Origin of the sequence: Streptomyces sp. NPDC102467, assembly GCF_044765445.1 — a bacterium.
Classification (GTDB): domain Bacteria; phylum Actinomycetota; class Actinomycetes; order Streptomycetales; family Streptomycetaceae; genus Streptomyces.
In genome coordinates this window covers 14,683-33,261 of the sequence record NZ_JBIWKA010000023.1, presented here as the reverse complement: position 1 = coordinate 33,261, position 18,579 = coordinate 14,683, and the positions used below count along the sequence as shown (strand labels likewise).

The 18,579-nt window shown below is 71.2% G+C and carries 20 protein-coding genes; 16 read left to right on the top strand and 4 right to left on the bottom strand.

The window, feature by feature from the left end; all coding sequences use genetic code 11:
* Nucleotides 1-93 precede the first annotated feature (93 nt).
* The 3 genes from ACIREE_RS37125 to ACIREE_RS37115 all read left to right on the top strand — a co-directional run bounded on the left by ACIREE_RS37125 (nt 94) and on the right by ACIREE_RS37115 (nt 2,207).
* Entirely contained in the window at nt 94-666 is a 573-nt protein-coding gene (locus ACIREE_RS37125; protein WP_404162649.1) for an FABP family protein, read from the top strand.
* A 73-nt stretch (nt 667-739) separates the two neighbouring features.
* Complete coding sequence (locus ACIREE_RS37120; RefSeq protein ID WP_404162646.1) at nt 740-1,192, top strand: Fur family transcriptional regulator; 453 nt, start codon at nt 740-742, stop codon at nt 1,190-1,192.
* A gap of 34 nt (nt 1,193-1,226) precedes the next feature.
* Nucleotides 1,227-2,207: a YgfZ/GcvT domain-containing protein gene (locus ACIREE_RS37115; protein WP_404162643.1), complete on the top strand. Its 981-nt coding sequence runs from the start codon at nt 1,227-1,229 to the stop codon at nt 2,205-2,207.
* Between the two features lie 24 nt (nt 2,208-2,231).
* Here the strand turns inward: ACIREE_RS37115 and dtd are convergent, their stop codons facing one another.
* The gene (gene dtd, locus ACIREE_RS37110) at nt 2,232-2,657 is read right to left on the bottom strand and encodes a D-aminoacyl-tRNA deacylase (protein WP_404162640.1); all 426 of its coding nucleotides are present in this window, start codon (nt 2,655-2,657) and stop codon (nt 2,232-2,234) included.
* A gap of 188 nt (nt 2,658-2,845) precedes the next feature.
* On the opposite strand from dtd, the gene ACIREE_RS37105 reads away from it, so the two are divergent.
* Nucleotides 2,846-3,451 (top strand): ABC transporter substrate-binding protein, encoded by a 606-nt coding sequence (locus tag ACIREE_RS37105; protein ID WP_404162638.1) that lies wholly within the window; start codon nt 2,846-2,848, stop codon nt 3,449-3,451.
* Nucleotides 3,452-3,577: 126 nt separating this feature from the next.
* Nucleotides 3,578-4,855, top strand: coding sequence for a GNAT family N-acetyltransferase (locus ACIREE_RS37100; protein ID WP_404162814.1), 1,278 nt, complete (start codon nt 3,578-3,580; stop codon nt 4,853-4,855).
* 89 nt (nt 4,856-4,944) lie between these two features.
* Here ACIREE_RS37100 and ACIREE_RS37095 read toward each other — a convergent pair whose 3' ends face one another.
* Nucleotides 4,945-5,130, bottom strand: coding sequence for a hypothetical protein (locus ACIREE_RS37095; RefSeq protein ID WP_404162636.1), 186 nt, complete (start codon nt 5,128-5,130; stop codon nt 4,945-4,947).
* 213 nt (nt 5,131-5,343) lie between these two features.
* On the opposite strand from ACIREE_RS37095, the gene ACIREE_RS37090 reads away from it, so the two are divergent.
* Nucleotides 5,344-6,264: a winged helix-turn-helix domain-containing protein gene (locus ACIREE_RS37090; protein ID WP_404162633.1), complete on the top strand. Its 921-nt coding sequence runs from the start codon at nt 5,344-5,346 to the stop codon at nt 6,262-6,264.
* Nucleotides 6,265-6,294: 30 nt separating this feature from the next.
* Here the strand turns inward: ACIREE_RS37090 and ACIREE_RS37085 are convergent, their stop codons facing one another.
* Nucleotides 6,295-6,486: a hypothetical protein gene (locus tag ACIREE_RS37085; RefSeq protein WP_404162632.1), complete on the bottom strand. Its 192-nt coding sequence runs from the start codon at nt 6,484-6,486 to the stop codon at nt 6,295-6,297.
* 207 nt (nt 6,487-6,693) lie between these two features.
* On the opposite strand from ACIREE_RS37085, the gene ACIREE_RS37080 reads away from it, so the two are divergent.
* The 6 genes from ACIREE_RS37080 (at nt 6,694) to ACIREE_RS37055 (ending at nt 13,660) form a co-directional block, all read left to right on the top strand.
* Nucleotides 6,694-7,620, top strand: coding sequence for a GntR family transcriptional regulator (locus tag ACIREE_RS37080; protein ID WP_404162629.1), 927 nt, complete (start codon nt 6,694-6,696; stop codon nt 7,618-7,620).
* On the top strand, nt 7,620-8,387 hold the full coding sequence (locus ACIREE_RS37075) for an HAD family hydrolase (protein WP_404162626.1): 768 nt from the start codon (nt 7,620-7,622) through the stop codon (nt 8,385-8,387). Before ACIREE_RS37080 ends, ACIREE_RS37075 begins: the two co-directional genes overlap by 1 nt.
* A 76-nt stretch (nt 8,388-8,463) precedes the next feature.
* A complete protein-coding gene (locus tag ACIREE_RS37070; RefSeq protein ID WP_404162624.1) occupies nt 8,464-9,396 on the top strand; it encodes a winged helix-turn-helix domain-containing protein in 933 nt (310 codons plus the stop codon).
* 191 nt (nt 9,397-9,587) lie between these two features.
* Entirely contained in the window at nt 9,588-10,772 is a 1,185-nt protein-coding gene (locus tag ACIREE_RS37065) for a phosphotransferase (RefSeq protein WP_404162622.1), read from the top strand.
* Nucleotides 10,769-11,467 (top strand): TetR/AcrR family transcriptional regulator, encoded by a 699-nt coding sequence (locus tag ACIREE_RS37060; RefSeq protein WP_404162619.1) that lies wholly within the window; start codon nt 10,769-10,771, stop codon nt 11,465-11,467. The genes ACIREE_RS37065 and ACIREE_RS37060 overlap by 4 nt, the downstream gene beginning before the upstream one ends.
* A gap of 141 nt (nt 11,468-11,608) precedes the next feature.
* Complete coding sequence (locus tag ACIREE_RS37055) at nt 11,609-13,660, top strand: HelD family protein (RefSeq protein ID WP_404162616.1); 2,052 nt, start codon at nt 11,609-11,611, stop codon at nt 13,658-13,660.
* 87 nt (nt 13,661-13,747) lie between these two features.
* Here ACIREE_RS37055 and ACIREE_RS37050 read toward each other — a convergent pair whose 3' ends face one another.
* Nucleotides 13,748-14,239, bottom strand: coding sequence for a MarR family winged helix-turn-helix transcriptional regulator (locus ACIREE_RS37050; protein WP_404162614.1), 492 nt, complete (start codon nt 14,237-14,239; stop codon nt 13,748-13,750).
* A 119-nt stretch (nt 14,240-14,358) separates the two neighbouring features.
* Between ACIREE_RS37050 and ACIREE_RS37045 the strand changes: the two genes are divergently transcribed.
* From ACIREE_RS37045 to ACIREE_RS37030, 4 genes are all read left to right on the top strand, one after another.
* Nucleotides 14,359-15,828, top strand: coding sequence for an MFS transporter (locus ACIREE_RS37045; RefSeq protein ID WP_404162611.1), 1,470 nt, complete (start codon nt 14,359-14,361; stop codon nt 15,826-15,828).
* Between the two features lie 43 nt (nt 15,829-15,871).
* On the top strand, nt 15,872-16,321 hold the full coding sequence (locus ACIREE_RS37040) for a TIGR03618 family F420-dependent PPOX class oxidoreductase (RefSeq protein ID WP_404162608.1): 450 nt from the start codon (nt 15,872-15,874) through the stop codon (nt 16,319-16,321).
* A 67-nt stretch (nt 16,322-16,388) separates the two neighbouring features.
* Nucleotides 16,389-16,955: a GNAT family N-acetyltransferase gene (locus ACIREE_RS37035; RefSeq protein WP_404162605.1), complete on the top strand. Its 567-nt coding sequence runs from the start codon at nt 16,389-16,391 to the stop codon at nt 16,953-16,955.
* 272 nt (nt 16,956-17,227) lie between these two features.
* A complete protein-coding gene (locus ACIREE_RS37030; protein WP_404162811.1) occupies nt 17,228-18,577 on the top strand; it encodes an MFS transporter in 1,350 nt (449 codons plus the stop codon).
* Nucleotides 18,578-18,579: the final 2 nt, after the last annotated feature.

The following is an 18,579-nucleotide window of genomic DNA, read 5'->3' as shown; positions in this document are numbered from 1 at the left end:
TCGCCGGTCTGACCGTGAAGAAGCTGTACCAGGGCCAGCGCTGACCCCCGTACGACCGTCCCGACCGTCCACCGAGAGACGTCTGAACCGCTCATGATCCAGATCCCGTCCGACCTGCACCCCGATCTCGTCCCGCTCGCGTTCCTCCTGGGCGACTGGGCGGGCGCCGGCGTCACCGACTTCCCGGGCGCCGAGAAGGCCAATTTCGGCCAAGAGGTCTCCTTCACCCACGACGGGCGGGACTTCCTCGAGTTCCACTCGCACAGCTGGGTCCTCGACAGCGACGGCAACAAGGTCAGGCCGCTGGAGTCCGAGGCCGGATTCTGGCGGATCGACAAAGACCGCAAGGTCGAGGTCGTCATGGTCCGTGACGACGGCGTCGTCGAGGTCTGGTACGGCGAGCTGGCCGACAAGAAGCCGCAGATCGACCTGGCCACCGACGCGATCGCCCGTACCGCGGCCTCCGGCCCGTACAGCGGCGGCAAGCGTCTGTACGGCTACGTGAAGGGCGACCTCATGTGGGTCGGCGAGAAGCAGACCCCCGAGGTTCCGCTGCGCCCCTACATGTCGGCCCAGCTCAAGAAGGTCGTCTCCCCGGAGGACGTCGCCGAGATGGCGCGCAACCTCCCGGACATGCCCGACGACGGCATCGCCTTCTTCAAGTAGTCCCGGAGCTTCCTCAGGCAGGCCCGGAACTTTCTTCCGGTAGGCCCTGGGCCCGGTCGGTAGACTCGTCGGTGTGGTGAGCACCGAGGGAATCGACTGGAAGAGCGATCTGCGGCAGCGCGGCTACCGGCTGACGCCGCAGCGCCAGCTTGTTCTCGAGGCCGTGGACACCCTGGAGCACGCGACCCCCGACGACATCCTGTGCGAAGTGCGCAGGACCGCGTCGGGGGTCAACATTTCCACGGTGTACCGGACCCTTGAGCTCCTGGAGGAGCTCGGGCTCGTCTCGCACGCGCATCTGGGCCACGGCGCGCCCACGTACCACCTGGCCGACCGGCACCACCACATCCACATGGTCTGCCGGGACTGTACGAACGTGATCGAGGCCGATGTCGACGTGGCGGCCGAGTTCACCGCCAAGCTGCGTGCCCAGTTCGGCTTCGACACCGACCTGAAGCACTTCGCGATCTTCGGCCGGTGCGAGAAGTGCACCGAGGAGAAGGAACACGAGGCCGCGCAGGAATAAGCGGGTCCGGCCGCTCGTCGTAGTGTGGGTGAACATGCAGCGACATTCAACGAGCAGCCCCCTGCTGACCCTGCCCGGCGCCGTCCCCGGTGAGGGCGTGGACGAAGGCGTCGCCGCGCACTACGGCGACCTGTTCCGCGAGCAGCGTGCCCTCGCCGACGGTGCGGGCGTCGTCGACCTCTCGCACCGCGGCGTGCTCACGGTCACCGGCGACGACCGTCTGGCCTGGCTGCACCTGCTGCTGACCCAGCACGTCACCGACCTGCCCCCGGGGCAGTCGACCGAGGCGCTGATCCTCTCCGCCAACGGCCACATCGAGCACGCCCTCTACCTCGTCGACGACGGTACGACGACGTGGGCGCACGTGGAGCCGGGTACGCAGGACGCCCTCGTCGCGTACCTGGAGTCGATGAAGTTCTTCTACCGGGTCGAAGTCGCCGACGCCACCGGCGAGTTCGGCGTCGTGCACCTGCCCGCCGGGTCCATCGCGCCGGTGCCCGACGGGGTGACCGTGCGCGAGACCGCGTACGGGCGTGACCTCTTCCTGCCGCGCGGCGACCTGGAGTCGTACGCGAAGGAGAACGGTCCGGCGGTCGGGCTGCTCGCCTACGAGGCGCTGCGGGTCGAGCGGCACCTGCCGCGTCTCGGCTTCGAGACCGACCACCGCACCATTCCGCACGAGCTGGGCTGGCTCGGCTCGGCCGTCCACCTGCAGAAGGGCTGCTACCGCGGGCAGGAGACCGTCGCCCGCGTGCAGAACCTGGGCAAGCCGCCGCGCCGCCTCGTCTTCCTGCACCTGGACGGCAGCGAGGTGCACCTGCCGCCGCACGGCGCCGAGGTGCGGCTCGCGGCGGATGGTTCCGACGGCCGGAAGATCGGCTTCGTGACGACGTCCGTACGCCACCACGAGCTCGGCCCGATCGCCCTCGCGCTGGTGAAGCGGAACGTGCCGCTGGACGCCGAGCTGATGGCGGAGACCACGGCGGCGGCACAGGAAGTGGTCGTCGAGCCGTAAGGCCCGGGCCAGAAAATTCCGGGGCTACATCTCCAGCAGCACCGTGAACGGGCCGTCGTTCGTCAGGGACACCCGCATCTGCGCCCCGAACCGGCCCGTCGCCACGGTCGCGCCGAGCGCCCGCAACTGCGCCACGACCTCGTCGACCAGCGGTTCGGCGAGGTCACCCGGCGCCGCCGCGTTCCACGTGGGGCGGCGGCCCTTGCGGGCGTCGCCGTAGAGCGTGAACTGGCTGATCACGAGCAGCGGCGCGGCGATGTCGCTGCACGACTTCTCGTCGGCGAGCATCCGCACCGACCAGAGTTTGCGGGCCAGTTGGGCCGCCTTCTCCTTGGTGTCCTCGTGCGTGACCCCGACGAGGACGCACAGGCCCTCGCCCTTGATCTCGCCGACCACGTCGCCGTCCACGACGACGCTCGCGCCGTCCACTCGCTGTACCACTGCTCGCATACGGCCATCATGCCGTGCTCCCCGGCCGGTTCCCGAACCCCCCATCAACCCCCCATCCGGGGCGGATATGGGGTACTCGCGCACAGAGCGGGCACCAGGAGTGGCACCATGCTCACACGTGGTGCGCCGGTGGCGCGCGGCGTCAGTCCGGCCGAGGGGACGGTAAGCAGACCATGGATGCTCACGCCATGAGCCACACATCGAGTACGGGCCGGCCCGGGGATCCTGTCTCCCTGACGCACACCGGCCGGGTCGCTTCGATGGCCCGGCCGCCCGCGCAGCGCATCGGCGGCCCCGCGCTGCCGGCCGTCCCCGAGCACGACCTGTCGGGCCTGCGCCTGCCCGAGCTGCGCCGGGTGCGCCGCGACGCGCAGCAGGACGAGGCGGACCTGAGTTACGTGCGCCGGCTGCTCCAGGGCCGTATCGACATCCTGCGGGCCGAGCTGGGCGGGCGCCGTGACCCGGAGTCGCCCGTCGTGGACCGGCTCTCGGAGATTCTGCGCGACCAGCCGACGCGGCAGCGGTCGTCGGCCCGGCACGTCACGCTGGGCACCCCGCACAGCGAGGAGTTCCGGCGCCTCGCCGCCGAGATGCTCTCCGAGGTCGAGCTCTCGGACCTGGCGGCCCGTACGGACGGTGAGTTGCACGCGGCCATGGGGCGCCTCGTCCGCTACGAGCGGCAGGTCTCGCGGCGCCGGCAGCTCCTGCAGCGCACGGCGGACGACTGCAGCGCGGAGATCGCGCGCCGCTACCGGGAGGGCGAGGCACAGGTCGCCGACCTGCTGAACGGCTGACACCGGGCCCCGGTGGTGGGGGCGGCCGCACCCGGCGAGAATCCGGGCGACAACCCCCGCCGCCAGGCCTAGCGTGGGTTCATGACCAGCCGCGCCACCGAAGACATCGACGTACGGTCCGAAGACATGGACGTACGGTCCGGAAACATCGACGTACGGTCCATCACCGAGGACGAGCTGCCCGCGTGGTGCCGTGCTCTCAATACCGGGTTTCTGCGCTCTCCGGCCGAGTCGCCGGAGACGGCTGCCAAGCGCCTCGCCCATTTCGACCTCGCCCGCACCCGGGCGGCCTTCGCCCCGGCGGGCGGTGGCGACGGTATGCGGCAGGTCGCCACCTTCCGTTCCTTCGCGCAGGAGCTCAGCGTCCCCGGCGGCGCCACGGTCCCCACCGACGCCGTCACGAACGTCACGGTCAGCCCGACGCACCGCCGCCGCGGCCTGCTCAGCCGCATGATGGCCGCGGACCTCGCCGAGGCGAAGGAGCGCGGGGACGTCGCGGCGACGCTGATCGCCGCCGAGTACCGGATCTACGGGCGGTACGGGTTCGGGCCCGCCGCCACCAGTACGGAGTGGGAGATCGACGTGGTGCGGGCCGGTCTCGACCCGCGGTGGTCGGGCCCGGACGACGGCGGCCGGATCGACCTGGCCGACGCCGAAGAGGTGCGCAAGATCGGGCCCGAGCTGCACGAGCGGCTGCGCGCCCGGGTCGCCGGTGTCGTCTCCCGTGACGATTTCTGGTGGGAGTACGAGACGGGCCTGTGGCAGACGCCCGAGGACACCTGGGCCGAGCCCTTCCACGCCGTGTACCGCAATGCGCGGGGCGAGGTGGAGGGGCTGGTCGTGTACCGGTTCGACGGCCACTGGAGCGAGCGCAAGATGCCGGGGAACACGGCGCAGGTGCTGAGGCTGACGGGGGTCACCCCGGCGGCCGAGCGGGCGTTGTGGACCTACGTCTGCTCGGTCGACTGGGTCACGGCCGTCAGGACCGGCGGCCGCGCCACCGACGACCTGGTGCCGCACCTGCTGCCCGACCCGCGCGCCGCCCGCATCGTGACGCAGGCCGACTTCCTGTGGGTGCGGATCCTGGATGTCGTACGGGCCCTGGAGGCGCGGTCGTACACGGCGAGCGGGGAGTTGGTCCTGGAGGTACGGGACCCGGCGGGGCTCGCCGGAGGGCGGTTCCGGCTGGCGGCCGCACCCGAGGGGGCGGTCTGTGAGCCGAGCGATGCCGCACCCCAACTCACTGTCGGCGTAAGCGAGTTGGGGGCGCTCTGGCTGGGCGACGCGTCCGCGGTGCGGCTGGCCGCCCTGGGGCGGTTGGTGGAGGAGGAGGCGGGCGCCGCCGCCGTTGCCGACGCCCTGTTGCGTACGCCGCGGCGGCCGTGGTGCCCCGACATCTTCTGATCGCGGCGTGCTCATGTACGTGGCGCGGGACGTACGTAGGAGGTGCTCGACCGACCGGGCTCCCGGCTCCCCTCCGGAGGAGAGCCCGGTCAGCCGCTCTGGGCCAGCAGCATGACGAGGACGACCGCCCCGACGCCGCTGAGCATGGTGTTCTTGGCTTTGAGTCCGATGGAGAGCACGACGAAGGCGAGAATGCCCATCGGGCCGTACTTCCACTGGACGAGCTGCTCGAATCCGATGGCGAGAGCGGCGATGAGGATGGCGAGGACCGGCATGAGGACGTACCTCCTTCGGGTTCGAGCGGTGACCAACTCATCCGACATTTCGGTGACGTAGACCAACCTGTGTGACCGACGCCAACCCCCGAGGTTGTCCGCCATGTCGCTCAAGTTGGTCACCAACTCACAGATACTTATCTCCGCTAACGCGACTCATAACCACCTTCTCCTCAACTCCCCAAAGATGGCGGGAAGTTGTAGTGTTCGGCTGTGAACGGGGAGCATGCCGCCGTCAATGGACGGAGCCGGCCGCAGCGGGCGCAGTGGACGTACCGCGAAGTGGCTGATGAGCTGCGCGCCCGGATTCGGTCCGGGCTCCTTCGTCCCGGCCAGCGCATGCCCACGCAGGCGCAGTTGGCGGACGACTTCGGGGTGGAGCGCTCCGCCGTACGTCAGGCGCTGGGCATTCTGCAGTCCGAACACCTGCTGGCCAACGTCTCGAAGGGCAGCCCGGCCACCGTCGTGGAGAACACGCGGGCCGCGTTCGACGGGCCGGGCGCGCCCCCGCAGCCGACGATGGTGGCGCTGTCCCAGAAGGTCTCGGCCGCCTTCCGGCGGCAGGAGGTGGAGATCGACGCTCTGTGTCTGACAGCGGTCTCGCTGACGCTCGCCATGGGCGAGCCCCTTCGCCTCATCCACGCGGGCCGTATAAAACCGGCCACGGTGCGGGTGCGGGTGCTGCTGCCCAGCCGGGACATCGACCTGGCCTTCCCCGCGCCGGCGGACGCGGCGGTGGGGGCGGACGGCGTGACGGGCGGCAGGCTGCGGCGCAACTGGCTGGAGCAGCGCAACGCGCAGGGGCAGGTGCTGCGGCACAACCTGCTGGCCCTGCGCGCCACGCACGGCATCGACGTACAGGTGTCGTTCCGCGCGCTGCCGTTCACGCCGCCGGTCAAGCTGTACCTGCTCAACAACGCCCAGGCGCTGTTCGCTTACTACACGCTGACCCGGCGCGGCGAGCAGCTCGACCACGAGCAGGTGGACGTCTACGACGCGCAGGGCCTGCGGCAGACGCTGTTCGCGTTCGAGCACGGGTCGGGGCTGCGCGACACGACGTTCGTGGAGCAGTCCCACCTCTGGTTCAACAGCCTCTGGAACACGATCAGTACGGACCTGAACCTGAATTCGTAACGGCCCGGCGGAAGCTGTCGCCCGCGGTTCTCAGTGCAGCGCCGGACCGGCCACCATGATCGCGAGCAGGACGCCGCCGATGGAACTGCACGTGGCGTTTCTGGCCTTGGCGCCGATGGTCAGCAGGAGCAGACCGGCGATGCCGGCCGGCCCGTAATGCCATTGGACGAGCTGCTCCAGGGTGATCACGAACACCGCGGAGAGGAGGCTCAGGAAGGCCATGACGTTTCCTCCTGCATCGGCCACGGCTGCGGCTGTGGCGTCGGTGGAACTGGTCAGTACTGGCCGTGCTGGTTGGTCCGCCGGGTCGCCATCCTTGGCCACCTTGCGCCAAGTTGGTCACCAACTGCACTATGGTTGTCCCCACTTGGTCGCCAGAAATAAACAAGCCAACGACAACTGCCGCCAAATGAACGGGAGTTGTAGCGTTTGGTTGTGACCCAGGAGAGCGTGGCAGACATGGCTGACATGGCAGACGCGACGTTGAACGGCCGCAGAAGGCTCTCGTCTCAGGAGATCGCCGACGACCTGAGGGAGCGGATCAGGGCCGGCCGGCTCAAGGCCGGCGACCGGCTGCCCACCCAGGCCACACTCGCCGACGAGTTCGGCGTGGAGCGCGGCACAGTCCGCCAAGCCCTGCAACTCCTGCAGTCCGACGGCCTGTTGAGCAACGTAAGCAAGGGCAGCCCACCGCGCATCGCCACGTCGAACCCGGGCCGCGACGAACCACAGCCCACCATGGTCGCGCTGGCCCCCCGCCTGGTGGAGGCGTTCACCTCGCCCAAGGTGCGCATCGACGCCGTCTGCATGACCTCCGAGACCCTGATGCTGGCCCTCGGCGAGCCGCTGCGCCTCATTCATGAGGGCCGGATGCGCCCCGAGTCCATCGACGTACGCATCCTGCTGCCGGGGCGCGACATCAGCCTGGCCTTCCCGGTCCCGGTCCCCGACGACACGGACAGCACCGACCGGGCCGACGACGCGGCGGTCCACCAGCGGTGGCTCTCCACCCGCAACGCACAGGGCCAGGTCCTGCGGCACAACCTCCGCTCCCTGCGCTCCTCCCACGGCATCGACGTCCAGGTCACCTTCCGCGCCCTGCCGTTCACGCCCCCGGTCAAGCTCTACCTGCTCAACGACGCGGAGGCGCTCCTCTCGTACTACATGGTCACGCGCCGCGAGGAGGAGATCGACAGCGGCACCAAGCTGGAGATGTACGCCGCCACCGGGTCCCAGGCCCTCCTGTTCTCCTTCGAGAGGCGCGCGGGCCACCGGGACCGGGCGTTCGTGGAGGAGTCGCAGAAGTGGTTCACCGCCCTCTGGGAAACCATCACGTCCGACCTCACACTCTCCTAGTGACTTCAGACGCGACGAAGCAGACCGATTCGGTGGCCGAAGAGAGCGTGACTGAGCGGGAGTTGAGCGAGTCGGACCGGTTGGCCGAGCTGGTCGGGGGAGTACGGCATGTGCTCTTCGACTTCGACGGGCCGATCTGCCGGCTGTTCGCGGGGTGGCCGGCGCCGATGATCGCGCGCGAGCAGGTCCACTGGCTGGACGCGCAGGGCCTGGGCGAGACACTGACCCCGGCGGAGCGCACCGACGAGGACCCGCACATCGCGCTGCGCAGCCTCGGGAACCAGCGTCCGGAGAGCGACCTCGTCATCGAGATGGAGAAACGTCTCACCGCGCAGGAGCTGCGGGCCGTCCGCTCGGCCTGGCCCACCGAGTACGCGGACCCGCTGATCCGCACCTGGACCGCGGTCGGCGCGCGGCTCGCCATCACCACCAACAACTCGCCCGAGGCGGCGCGGCGCTACATCGAGAGCCGCGGCCTCTCCGCGTGCTTCGAGCCGCACATCTACGGCCGCGGCCAGAACCTCAGGCTCCTCAAACCGGATCCGTACTGCCTCAACCGCGCGCTGCGGGCCATGGGCGCGGCTCCGAGCGGCGCTCTCATGATCGGGGACACCCCCACGGACCTCTACGCGGCGCAGGCCGCGGGCGTCGCCTTCCTGGGCTACGCGCGTCATGAACGCAAGGCGGGGCTGCTGCGGGACGCCGGGGCACAGCATGTGATCGGTTCCCTGGAGCTGATCCTGACCGCCCTCCGGGCCCCCTCCTGACCTGCGGCTCTTCAGTTCCCGAGCGCAGGCCGGGTGGAGTTGGCAGCCAACTGCCGTAGGGTTGACGGAACTTGGCATGGCGGGACGGGAGAGCGTCGCGGTGAACCACAAAGAACCCCCCACCTCCAAGGCCAACCCCAAGGCCAACCCCAAGGCCACTGCCGCCGAGATCGCCGGCGCCCTGCGGGAGCGCATCAGCGCCGGTCTGCTCAAGGCGGGCGACCGGTTGCCCACGCAGGCCGCGCTCTCCGAGGAGTTCGGTGTGGAGCGCGGCGCGGTCCGGCACGCGCTGCAGCGCCTCCAGGCGGACGGCCTGCTGACCAACGTGAGCAAGGGCAGCCCGCCCGTGGTGGCGGCGGCGCCGACCACCCCGCACGCCGGCGGCTCCCGCGCGGCCCGGAGCATTCTCGGACCGCGGCTCGTGGCGGCGTTCGGGGAGCCGCGGGTGCGGGTGGATGTGGCCTGTCTGACGGCGGAGACGCTGATGACGGCGCTGGGGGAGCCCCTGCGCCGGGTCTACGAGGGTGACGAGCGGCCGGAGTCGGTGCGTCTGCGGGTGCTGCTGCCCCGCCTCGACCAGGACTTCGACTACCCCTCGCCCGACCAGGGCTGGGGCCACGACGAGCAGCTGGACGCGGCGGTCAAGGAGCGCAGCCGCGCCCAGCGGGAGGCCCAGACCACCGTCCTCGCGAGCAACATCGCGGGTCTGCGCCGCACCGGCATCGACGCCCGGGTCGACTTCCGCTACACCCTCGGCACGCCGAGCCGGAAGGCGTACCTCCTCAACCGGCGGGAGGCGCTCGTCGGCCACTACATTCCGGGAAGATTCCTGCGGGAGATCGACGAGTACAAGGGCGCGAACCCGGTGCCGCTGTGCGACGTGGAGGGGTTCGACACGCCCATGTTCGTCTTCGACGCGCAGAACCGGGGCTACGAGGCGGCCTTCGTCAAGGCCGAGCAGCTGATGTTCGACGGCATCTGGGATCACGTGGCCAGGGATCAGGCCTGAGCGACGAGTGCTGCGTACGGAGAGCGTGGGAACGGGGCCGCGAACCACTCGCACACACGGCCCATTCGTCACCTCGTCAGAGCTGTCCCCGACGCCTGGGCAGGTGTTCGTGCCTGTGAGGCCGGTGCCAGGGGGTAGCGTGCTCCAGCATCGATGTGGCACGGGTACAGGTTCAGTTGGAAGAAACCGCGATGGCATGGGAAGTGACCTCGGAGGCCCGGCGCAGAGCCGGGGCGCTGAGTTGGAGCGAGCCGGAGAGCGAGCCGGAGATCGAAGGCCCGCTCAAGGGCTATCACCATGAGACCTACGTCATCTCCCTGGCCGCCCCCGACCCGAACGCCGAGCGGATCCGCTGGAAGTGCCGGGAGCCGCGGGAGGGCCTCTTCTGGTTCGACCGGCGGTGCTTCGAATCGGAAGAGGAACTCGTCGGCTCCCTGCGCGGGCGTGTCACCCGCGTACCGGAACTCATCAAGGCCAAGGGCGTTCGGCTGCAGCGCTTCGTCGAAGGGGAGACCCTGGGCTCGCGCCACGGCGCCGGAACGGCGGTGCCGGGGGCCATGGTCGAGCAGATCATGGAGGTCTTCCGGGAGCTGGCGGCGATCCGGCCGTGGACGCTGGCTCTGAAACGCAGGTGCGAACCGAAGGACAGGCCGGACGACGGGGACTCGGCCGAGTTCCTGGAGCGGCTCATCCGGTTCACCGAGGTGGACGTCTATCAGTGCCACCACGACGAGTACGGCGGGCTGTTCGAAGACCTCGGAGTCACCGAGATGGCCTTCAAGCACCTGCGGGAGCGGGTGAAAGGGGTCCACGAGCGCCCTTTCTGCCTGCTCCACGCGGATCTGCACCGGGAGAACCTGATCCTCGACCCCACCGGCGAACTGTGGGTGATCGACTGGGAGCTGGCCATGTTCGGCGACCCCCTCTACGACCTGGCCACGCATCTGTACCTGATGCGGTACCCGGAGCGGCAGCAGCGGAGGGTCACCGATCTGTGGCGCGAGACGATGCGGGGCGCCCAGAAGCGTGCCGTGGCGGGTATCGAGCGGGACCTTCCCCTGCTGCTCGACTACAAGCGGGCCCAGTCGGTGTTCACCGATGTCATCAGGTCGGCGCTCACGCTGCGGGAGGCGGGGGCGCGGGCGGAGGCGGCCGTACGCCAGGACGTGCTTCTGGCGGCGACGGCGCGGAAGCTGCACTCCGTTCTCCGGCGGGCGGCGGCCCCGCTGGGCCTCGGCGCCGTTCCGTCCGCCCGGGAGGTGGCAGCCGCGCTGGACAAGTGGCTGCCCGTCGGCCGCCCGCCGGATCGAGAACCCGGAACTCCCCCCGGTCGGGCCGACGCGCATCACCGGGTCTGCGTACCCTCCTCCCCATGACCAAGCCCGACCCCGCGCCCGCCTCCGATCCCGTCCCCGGTCCCGTCCCCGATTCCGCTCCTGGCCTCCGTGAACGCAAGAAGCAGCGGACCCGTCAGACCCTCTCCGACACCGCCGTCCGGCTGTTTCTGGAGAAGGGGTACGACCGGGTGTCCGTCGCGGAGGTCGCCGCCGCGGCCGAGGTGTCCAAGCCGACGTTGTTCCGGTACTTCGCGGCCAAGGAGGACCTGGTCCTGCACCGGTTCGCCGATCACGAGGACGAGGCGGCCCGGACCGTCGCGGGGCGGGCGCAGGGGGAGGCTCCGCTCGGGGCGTTGCGGCGGCGTTTTCTGGCGGGTCTCGAGCAGCGCGATCCTGTGACGGGACTGTGTGATCACCCGGCGGTGCTCGCGTATCAGCGGCTGCTGTACGGGACGCCGTCCCTGGTCGCGCGGTTGTACGGCTATCAGGAGCGGTCGGAGCGGGCGCTGGCCGACGCGCTGGGCGGGGCGGCGGTCGAGGCGCGGCTCGCCGCCGGACAGATCGTGGCGGTGCAGCGGATTCTGGCCGAGGAGAACGTGCGGCGGATCCGGGGCGGGGAGTCGGCCGACGAGATCGAGGCCGACGCGGTGCGCGCCGCCGAGCTGGGGTTCCGGCAGCTGGCGGGCGGGTTGCCGAGCAGGCTTCGGGCCGACGGGCGGTCCACGCGTCGCTGAGTCAGTCACGGAATACGTCACGGAGTGCGTTACTGGGCGCGTCACAGAGTGCGTCACTGAGTGCGTTACTTTGCGCGCCGTCGGGTTCGTTACTGAGTAAAAAACGTAACCCGGTCACGTTTTCTACGTTATCTTGGGTGGATGAGTCGCGCCTCCCTCGATGCCGAACGCCGCTTCCACGACGCCTGCCGCGCCGCCCTGGCCGTCATGGTCGAGGGCGCCGACGAGCAGGTCGTCATCGGGGAGAACGCCTCGGCGTCCGGCGCCGACGCCGAGGTGCTCGGGTATCAACTGCGCAGCCGCGCCAAGGGGCTTCGGGAGCTGCCGCAGGCGCCGCTGTTCTTCGGCCGGCTCGACTTCGGGGCGTCCGGCGAGCACGCCGGCCAGAGCTATCACGTAGGCCGGCTGCGGATCACCGAGCACCCGGCCGCGCCGCCCCTCGTGGTCGACTGGCGGGCGCCGGTCTCGCGAGCCTTCTACCAGGCCGGCGCGGACGATCCACAGGGTGTGGATATCCGGCGGCGGTTCGGCTGGGCGCCGGGGAGCCTCGGCGAATCCGCCGACCTGACCAGCATGGAGGACGAACGGCTCGGAGCCGGGGAGGCGGGTTCAGGGGAGATCGGGACCGGGATCGGGGCCGGCAGCCGGATACTCGCCGGGGAGATCGAGCGGCCCCGTGTCGGGCCCATGCGCGACATCGCCGCCACCATCCAGCCGGAGCAGGACGCCCTGGTGCGCGAAGGGCTCGCCACGTCGCTGTGCGTGCAGGGCGCGCCCGGCACCGGGAAGACCGCCGTCGGCCTGCACCGGGCGGCGTATCTGCTCTATACGTTCCCGCAGCGGATCGAGCGCGCCGGCCTCCTGGTCCTCGGACCCAACCGGACCTTCCTCTCCTACATCTCCGCCGTGCTGCCCGCGCTCGGCGAGAGCGGGGTGCGCAGGTCGACCGTCGAGGAGCTCGTCGCGCACGGCGAGGTGCGGGGGTACGACGACGAGGCCGCGGCCGTCGTCAAGCACGACGTCCGGATGGCCGGCGTGCTGCGGCGCGCGCTGTACGCGCGGGTCTCGGCGGACGGGGTCACCGAAGAATTGGCCGTGCCGGACGGTTCGTACCGGTGGCGGGTGCCGGTCGCGGAGCTCCGGCGGATCGTGGGGAGCGCACGGGACGAGAACCCGCCGTACGCCGTCGGGCGGGAGCGCGTGCGCAGCCGGGCCGTGCGGTACATCCAGGAGCGGGCCGAGCGGCGGGGCGTGGCGGTGAACAACGTCTGGCTGCAGAAGATCGGGCGTTCGCGGGCGATGAGCGCGTACGTGGATGCCGTCTGGCCCCGGGTCAGGCCCGAAGAGGTGCTGTGTCAACTGCTCTCGGCTGAAGGGGAGTTGGCGTCGGCTGCGGAGGGACTGTTGGGCGGTGCGGAGCAGCGGGCCGTTCTCTGGGGGCGCCCGCCGCGCTCGTACAAGTCCGCCAAGTGGTCCGCGGCCGACCTCGTGCTGCTCGACGAGATCGCCGGGATGCTCGACCATCCCGAGGGGTACGGGCACATCGTCGTCGACGAAGCCCAGGACCTGTCGCCGATGCAGGCGCGGTCCGTCGCGCGGCGCGCGGCCTTCGGTTCGCTGACCGTGCTCGGTGACCTGGCGCAGGGCACCACGCCCTGGGCGGCGCGGAGTTGGCGCGAGCTGCTCGGACACCTGGGCAAGCCAAACGCGCCGGTGGTGCCGCTGACGACCGGGTTCCGGGTGCCGGCCGCCGTCGTCGCGCTGGCCAACCGGGTGCTGGAGCGGATCGAAGTCGACGTCCCGGCCGCGCGATCCCTGCGCCGCGACGGGGAGTTGCGGGTCGAATCGGTGCCGGACGCGGTGGACGGGGCCGTCGGGGCGGTGCGGCGGGCGCTCGCGTACGAGGGGTCGATCGGGGTGATCGCCGCCGAGCGGGACGTGGCGCGGGTACGGGACGCGTTGGGTGCGGCGGGTGTGGGGGCGGCCGGGCCCGAGGAGCTCGGGGCCCGGGTCACCGTGCTCGGCGCGGGTGACGCCCAGGGGCTCGAGTACGACCATGTCGTCGCGGTCGAGCCGGCTGCCGTCGTGGAGGCGGAGGAGCGGGGTATGGAGCGGTTGTACGTCGTGCTGACCCGGGCCGTGTCACGGCTGGACGTGGTGCACAGCCGGCCACTGCCGTTCGCTGCCGCGTAGCTCCGGCGGACGGGAGTTTGAAGACAGGTCCTAAGAACCGTCTTCACAGGCTCCGACCTGCCCGAACACGGCCCTGTGCAACACCCTTTAGCCCCGCTGCCTCGGGCGTCGTGCCGGGGTGGGGCTCGGGGACGGGGTGGCCAGGTGGCCCGTTGCCAGGTGGTCCATCAGGCGGAGGAACGTCTCCCGGTCGCCCTTGGGGAACGCGGCCAGCGCCTCCTCATGCACCCGGTCCGCGATCTCCTGGCTGCGCGCCGCCGTCCGCGCGCCCTTCTCCGTCACCGCGATGATCCGCGCCCGCCGGTCCGTGCTGGACGGCCTGCGCTCGGCGAGGCCCGACTTCTCCAGGGCGTCGACGGTCACCACCATCGTCGTCTTGTCCATGTCGCCGATCTCGGCCAGCTGGTTCTGCGTGCGCTCCTCCTCCAGCGCGTGCACGAGCACGCAGTGCATGCGCGCGGTCAGCCCGATCTCGGCGAGCGCCGCCGCCATCTGCGTCCGCAGCACGTGGCTGGTGTGGTCCAGGAGGTAGGAGAGGTCGGGCCTGGTCCGGGTGGGCGCGGGAGTCATGGCGGTCATGGCGTCCAGGGTAGTCCACGACTGGTTCCGATAAATATAGTCTGCAACAAAACTATCTGCTACGGTCATGCTGTCGTCGTCACCCGGTGGGGGTGGTGGCCCGACCCGGAAGGACCACCGTGTCCGCCGTGCCCGCAGAACGCGTAGCTCCTGTCGCACCTATCGAGCCCCGGGTCCGCTCCCGCTGGCTCGCCCTCGGTGTCATCGCCACCGGAACCCTGATGATCATCCTCGACGGATCCATCGTCACCGTCGCCATGCCGGCCGTCCAAAAGGACCTCAACTTCACACCGACCGGCCTGAGTTGGGTGGTGAACGCCTACCTCATCGCCTTCGGCAGCCTGTTGCTCCTCGCCGGGCGGCTCGGCGACCTTCTCGGACGCAAGCGGATGTTCCTCGCGGGCACCGCCGTGTTCACCGCCGCCTCGCTCCTCGCGGGGCTCGCCACCGGCCCCGGCGTGCTGCTCGCCGCCCGTTTCCTGCAAGGTGTCGGCAGCGCCATGGCCGCCGCGGTCGGGCTCGGCATCCTCGTCACCCTCTTCGCCGACCCGCGTGAACGGGCCCGCGCCATCGGGGTGTTCAGCTTCACCGGAGCCGCCGGAGCTTCCATCGGGCAGGTGCTGGGCGGCGTACTGACCGACGCCCTCGACTGGCACTGGATCTTCTTCATCAACCTGCCCATCGGCGCCGCCGTCCTCGCCCTCGCGGTGCCCGTGCTCCCCGCCGACCGTGGACGCGGACTGCGCGCCGGGGCCGACGCGTGGGGCGCGCTGCTGATCACCGGCGGCCTGATGCTCGGCATCTACGGCGTGGTCAAGATCGAGGAGTACGGGGCGGGTTCGGCCCGCACGGTCGGGCTGATCGGCGGCTCGCTCATCCTGGTGGCCGGGTTCGTCGTGCGGCAGGCCAAGGCGCGTACCCCGCTCATGCCCCTGCGCATCCTGCGCTCGCGCACCGTCGCCGGTGCCAACGTCACCCAGGTCCTCACCCTCGCCGCGATGTTCGCCTTCCAGGTGCTCGCCGCGCTCTACATGCAGCAGGTGCTCCACTACGGCGCCGCCGGGACCGGCCTGGCGATGCTGCCCGCCGCCATCATGATCGGGGCGGTCTCGCTCGGGGCGTCCGCGCGGCTCGTGGCCCGGTTCGGGGAGCGGCGGGTGCTCCTCGCGGGGCTCGTACTGCTCGCGGCCGCCCTCGGATATCTCGCCCGGGTGCCCGTGCAGGGGTCGTACGTGCCCGATCTGCTGCCCGTGATGCTGCTGATCTCCGGCGGCGGGCTCGTGCTGCCGGCGCTCGCGGGGCTCGGCATGTCCGCCGCGGGCGAGGAGGACGCGGGGCTCGCCTCCGGCCTGTTCAACACCACCCAGCAGATCGGCATGGCCCTCGGCGTCGCCGTCCTGTCCACACTTGCCGCATCCCGCACCGATTCGCTGCTGGCCGACGGGAGTTCACGGGCCGTCGCGCTCACCGACGGGTACCGGCTGGCGTTCGCCGTCGGGGCCGCACTGATCGGAGCGGCGTTCGTGGTCGCGCTGCTGGTGCTGCGACGGCCCGCGCCGACGAAGCCCGGACCGGCACTGTCGGCCTGACCGCAAGACAAGACCAACAGAAATCGATAGAAGGAGAACCCTGATGTCCGGTCCCGCGCCCCGCCCCCTCACCCAGCCCGAACTCCAACAGATCCTCGAAGAAGGGAAGTTCGGCATCCTGGCCAGTGTGCGCAGCACCGGGCACCCGCACCTCGCCACGGTCCTCTACGACTGGAGCCCGGACCGGCGCGTCCTGCGGATCTCCACGACCGAGGGGCGGCTCAAACCGCGCCAGTACCGCGCCGACCCGCATGCCGCGCTGCACGTCAGGCGCGACGACTTCGCCTTCGCCGTCGCCGAGGGGGAGGCCGAGGTGGTCGGCCCCAGCGTCGAGCCCGGCGACGCGGCGGGACGCGAACTCCTCGACGTGGCACGGGAGTTCGTCGATGAGGGCGCCGAGGACGCGTTCTTCGCGGAGATGGTCGCCGAGCGGCGCGTCGTCATCAGGATCAACGTGGCACGCCTGTACGGCACCGTGCTCGACGTGGGATAGGGCCCTTCTGACGCAGCGCCGAAAATCCGGTGGACCGGGCCGGGCCCTCGTCCCTACGGTGCCGCGCATGACCCCTTGTTTCCCGACTCTGCGCGCCGCCCGGCCCGACGACGCCGAGCGCGTGGCCCGCCTGCACGCCGACAGTTGGCGGCGGCACTACCGGGGCGCGTACGCCGACGCGTTCCTCGACGGTGATGTCGTCGCCGACCGCCGGGAGGTGTGGGAGCGGCGGCTCGGGACGGTTCCCGCGCACGGGGTCACCCTCCTCGCGGAGGGAGAGGGGCGCGATCTCGTCGGGTTCGTGCACGTCGTCCTCGACGACGACGCCCGCTGGGGCAGCCTCGTCGACAACCTGCATGTCACCCAGGGCCGGCGGCGCACAGGAGTCGGCCGGACCCTGCTGACCCGGGCGGCCGAGGTCGTCGCCGAGCGGGCGGCCGGGGCGGCCCTCCATCTGTGGGTGCAGGAGCAGAACACGGCCGCGCAGGGCTTCTACCGGGCGATGGGCGGCCGGGATGTCGAGGTCGCGCCGGTCGCGCCGCCGGGTGGGGTGCCGGAGTGGTTGAACGGGGCGCCGAGGAAGCTGCGGATGGTGTGGGACGACGCCAAGTCGGTGGGCGCTCCGGTGAGTTGACGGCCGCCGGGGTCATACCGTCCGGGGCATGAGCCCTGGGTCATGCCGCCCGGGTCATGCCGCTTGAGTCATGGCGCCGGGGCCGTGCAAAAGGTGTGGCACCCGGCCTCGATCAGTGCATACCTTTGCTCCCCGTGACGCGCCCCGATCCCGCCCCGCCCTCGTCCCCGCCCCCACCCTCGTCCCCGTCCCCGCCTTCGCCCACGGGTCCGTCCTCCGATGGGCTCTTCTCCCGTACGTATCTGCCCGCAACGGCCAGCTTCGCGGCGGTGATGTTCCTGACCGGGTTCGCCGCGCTGGCCGTGATGCCGCTGCTTCCGGTGGCCGCGCGCGACCTCGGCGGGGTCGGCCTCTATCCGCTGGTGGCGGGCTCGTTCGTCGCCGCGAGCCTGCTCGGCGGGGTGCTCGGCGGGTCCTGGGCGGACCGGAAGGGGGCGCGGCATCCGCTGACCGCGGGCGTCGTCCTCACGGTTGTCACGCTGCTCATCTCGGCGACCAGCACCGGCATCTGGCAACTGGCCATCGGGCGGTTCACGGACGGCATCGCCGCGGGACTGGTCGCGGTCTCCGTCAACGCGGCCATCGGCCAGTCCTACCCCGACCACGTACGCGCCAGGGCCCTCGCCCTCATGAGCGCCTGCTGGATCGTCCCGTCGCTGGTCGGACCGCCGCTCTCGGGCCTGGTCGCCGGGTGGGCGTCCTGGCGGACGGTGTTCTTCGGCCTCGCGGCGCTGACCGTGATCCCCGCGGTGGCGGCGGTCCTGCTGCTGCGCGGGCGGGCGCCGCGGGCCGACGCGGTCTCCGAGACGCCGGCGCCGCGGCCCGCCCTGCCGGCCGCGGTGGCGGTGAGCGTGGCGGCGGCACTCACCCAGTACGGCGTCACCGCATGGGACGTACGGCACCTGCTGTGCACCGGGGCGGGCATCGCGCTGCTCGTGGCGTTCGCGCCGCGCCTGCTGCCCCCGCGCACCGGGCGGGCCGCGCCCGGCCTGCCCGCGACGGTACTGCTGCGCGCCCTGACCTCCGGCGCCTACTTCACCCTTGAGGCGTTCGTGCCGCTGATGCTCACCACGGCGCGCCGGGTGCCCGGGGTGGTGACCGGGCTCGCCTTCACCGGCGCCGCGATCGCCTGGGCGGGGGCGTCGTGGCTGCAGGGGCGGCTGCAGGGGCGGGTCTCGCGCCATCAAATGGTGCGCGGCGGCGCGATGGTGATGGCGGTGGCGGTCGCTCTGGCCGCGCTCTGCACTCTGCCCGCCGTGCCCGCGGCGACGGCGGTGGCGCCGATGATCCTGGCCGCCGTCGGCATGGGCCTGGCGGCGCCCTCCCTGACCCTGCTGTCCCTGACGCACGCCCCGGCCGACCGGCAGGGATACGCCAGCAGCGCGATGCAGACCTCGCAGAACCTCGGCCAGACGCTCGTACTGGCACTGGCCTCGGCCCTGTTCAGCGCACTGTCGGCGCTCACGACCGGCCAACTCCCGCCCTTCGCCGCCGCGTTCGCGTTGTTGCTGCTGCCGGTCGCATGGGCGTGCGTGACGGCGGGGCGGGCCGGGGAGGCTCCTCGGGCCGGGGGAGGGGTGCGGCGCGTCGTCCCGGATGAGGAGCCCCGCCCGATGTCGTAGGG

What these genes read in the sequence shown, in the direction of transcription:
- ACIREE_RS37105 (WP_404162638.1), top strand. Translation starts at nt 2,846, where the DNA reads ATGAGCCACACATCGAGTACGGGCCGGCCCGGGGATCCTGTCTCCCTG.
- ACIREE_RS37085 (WP_404162632.1), bottom strand. Translation starts at nt 6,486, where the DNA reads ATGGCCTTCCTGAGCCTCCTCTCCGCGGTGTTCGTGATCACCCTGGAG.
- dtd (WP_404162640.1), bottom strand. Translation starts at nt 2,657, where the DNA reads ATGCGAGCAGTGGTACAGCGAGTGGACGGCGCGAGCGTCGTCGTGGAC.
- ACIREE_RS37035 (WP_404162605.1), top strand. Translation starts at nt 16,389, where the DNA reads ATGACCCCTTGTTTCCCGACTCTGCGCGCCGCCCGGCCCGACGACGCC.
- ACIREE_RS37030 (WP_404162811.1), top strand. Translation starts at nt 17,228, where the DNA reads ATGTTCCTGACCGGGTTCGCCGCGCTGGCCGTGATGCCGCTGCTTCCG.
- ACIREE_RS37040 (WP_404162608.1), top strand. Translation starts at nt 15,872, where the DNA reads ATGTCCGGTCCCGCGCCCCGCCCCCTCACCCAGCCCGAACTCCAACAG.
- ACIREE_RS37070 (WP_404162624.1), top strand. Translation starts at nt 8,464, where the DNA reads ATGGCGGGACGGGAGAGCGTCGCGGTGAACCACAAAGAACCCCCCACC.
- ACIREE_RS37095 (WP_404162636.1), bottom strand. Translation starts at nt 5,130, where the DNA reads ATGCCGGTCCTCGCCATCCTCATCGCCGCTCTCGCCATCGGATTCGAG.
- ACIREE_RS37055 (WP_404162616.1), top strand. Translation starts at nt 11,609, where the DNA reads ATGAGTCGCGCCTCCCTCGATGCCGAACGCCGCTTCCACGACGCCTGC.
- ACIREE_RS37100 (WP_404162814.1), top strand. Translation starts at nt 3,578, where the DNA reads ATGGACGTACGGTCCGGAAACATCGACGTACGGTCCATCACCGAGGAC.
- ACIREE_RS37050 (WP_404162614.1), bottom strand. Translation starts at nt 14,239, where the DNA reads ATGACCGCCATGACTCCCGCGCCCACCCGGACCAGGCCCGACCTCTCC.
- ACIREE_RS37115 (WP_404162643.1), top strand. Translation starts at nt 1,227, where the DNA reads ATGCAGCGACATTCAACGAGCAGCCCCCTGCTGACCCTGCCCGGCGCC.
- ACIREE_RS37125 (WP_404162649.1), top strand. Translation starts at nt 94, where the DNA reads ATGATCCAGATCCCGTCCGACCTGCACCCCGATCTCGTCCCGCTCGCG.
- ACIREE_RS37060 (WP_404162619.1), top strand. Translation starts at nt 10,769, where the DNA reads ATGACCAAGCCCGACCCCGCGCCCGCCTCCGATCCCGTCCCCGGTCCC.
- ACIREE_RS37065 (WP_404162622.1), top strand. Translation starts at nt 9,588, where the DNA reads ATGGCATGGGAAGTGACCTCGGAGGCCCGGCGCAGAGCCGGGGCGCTG.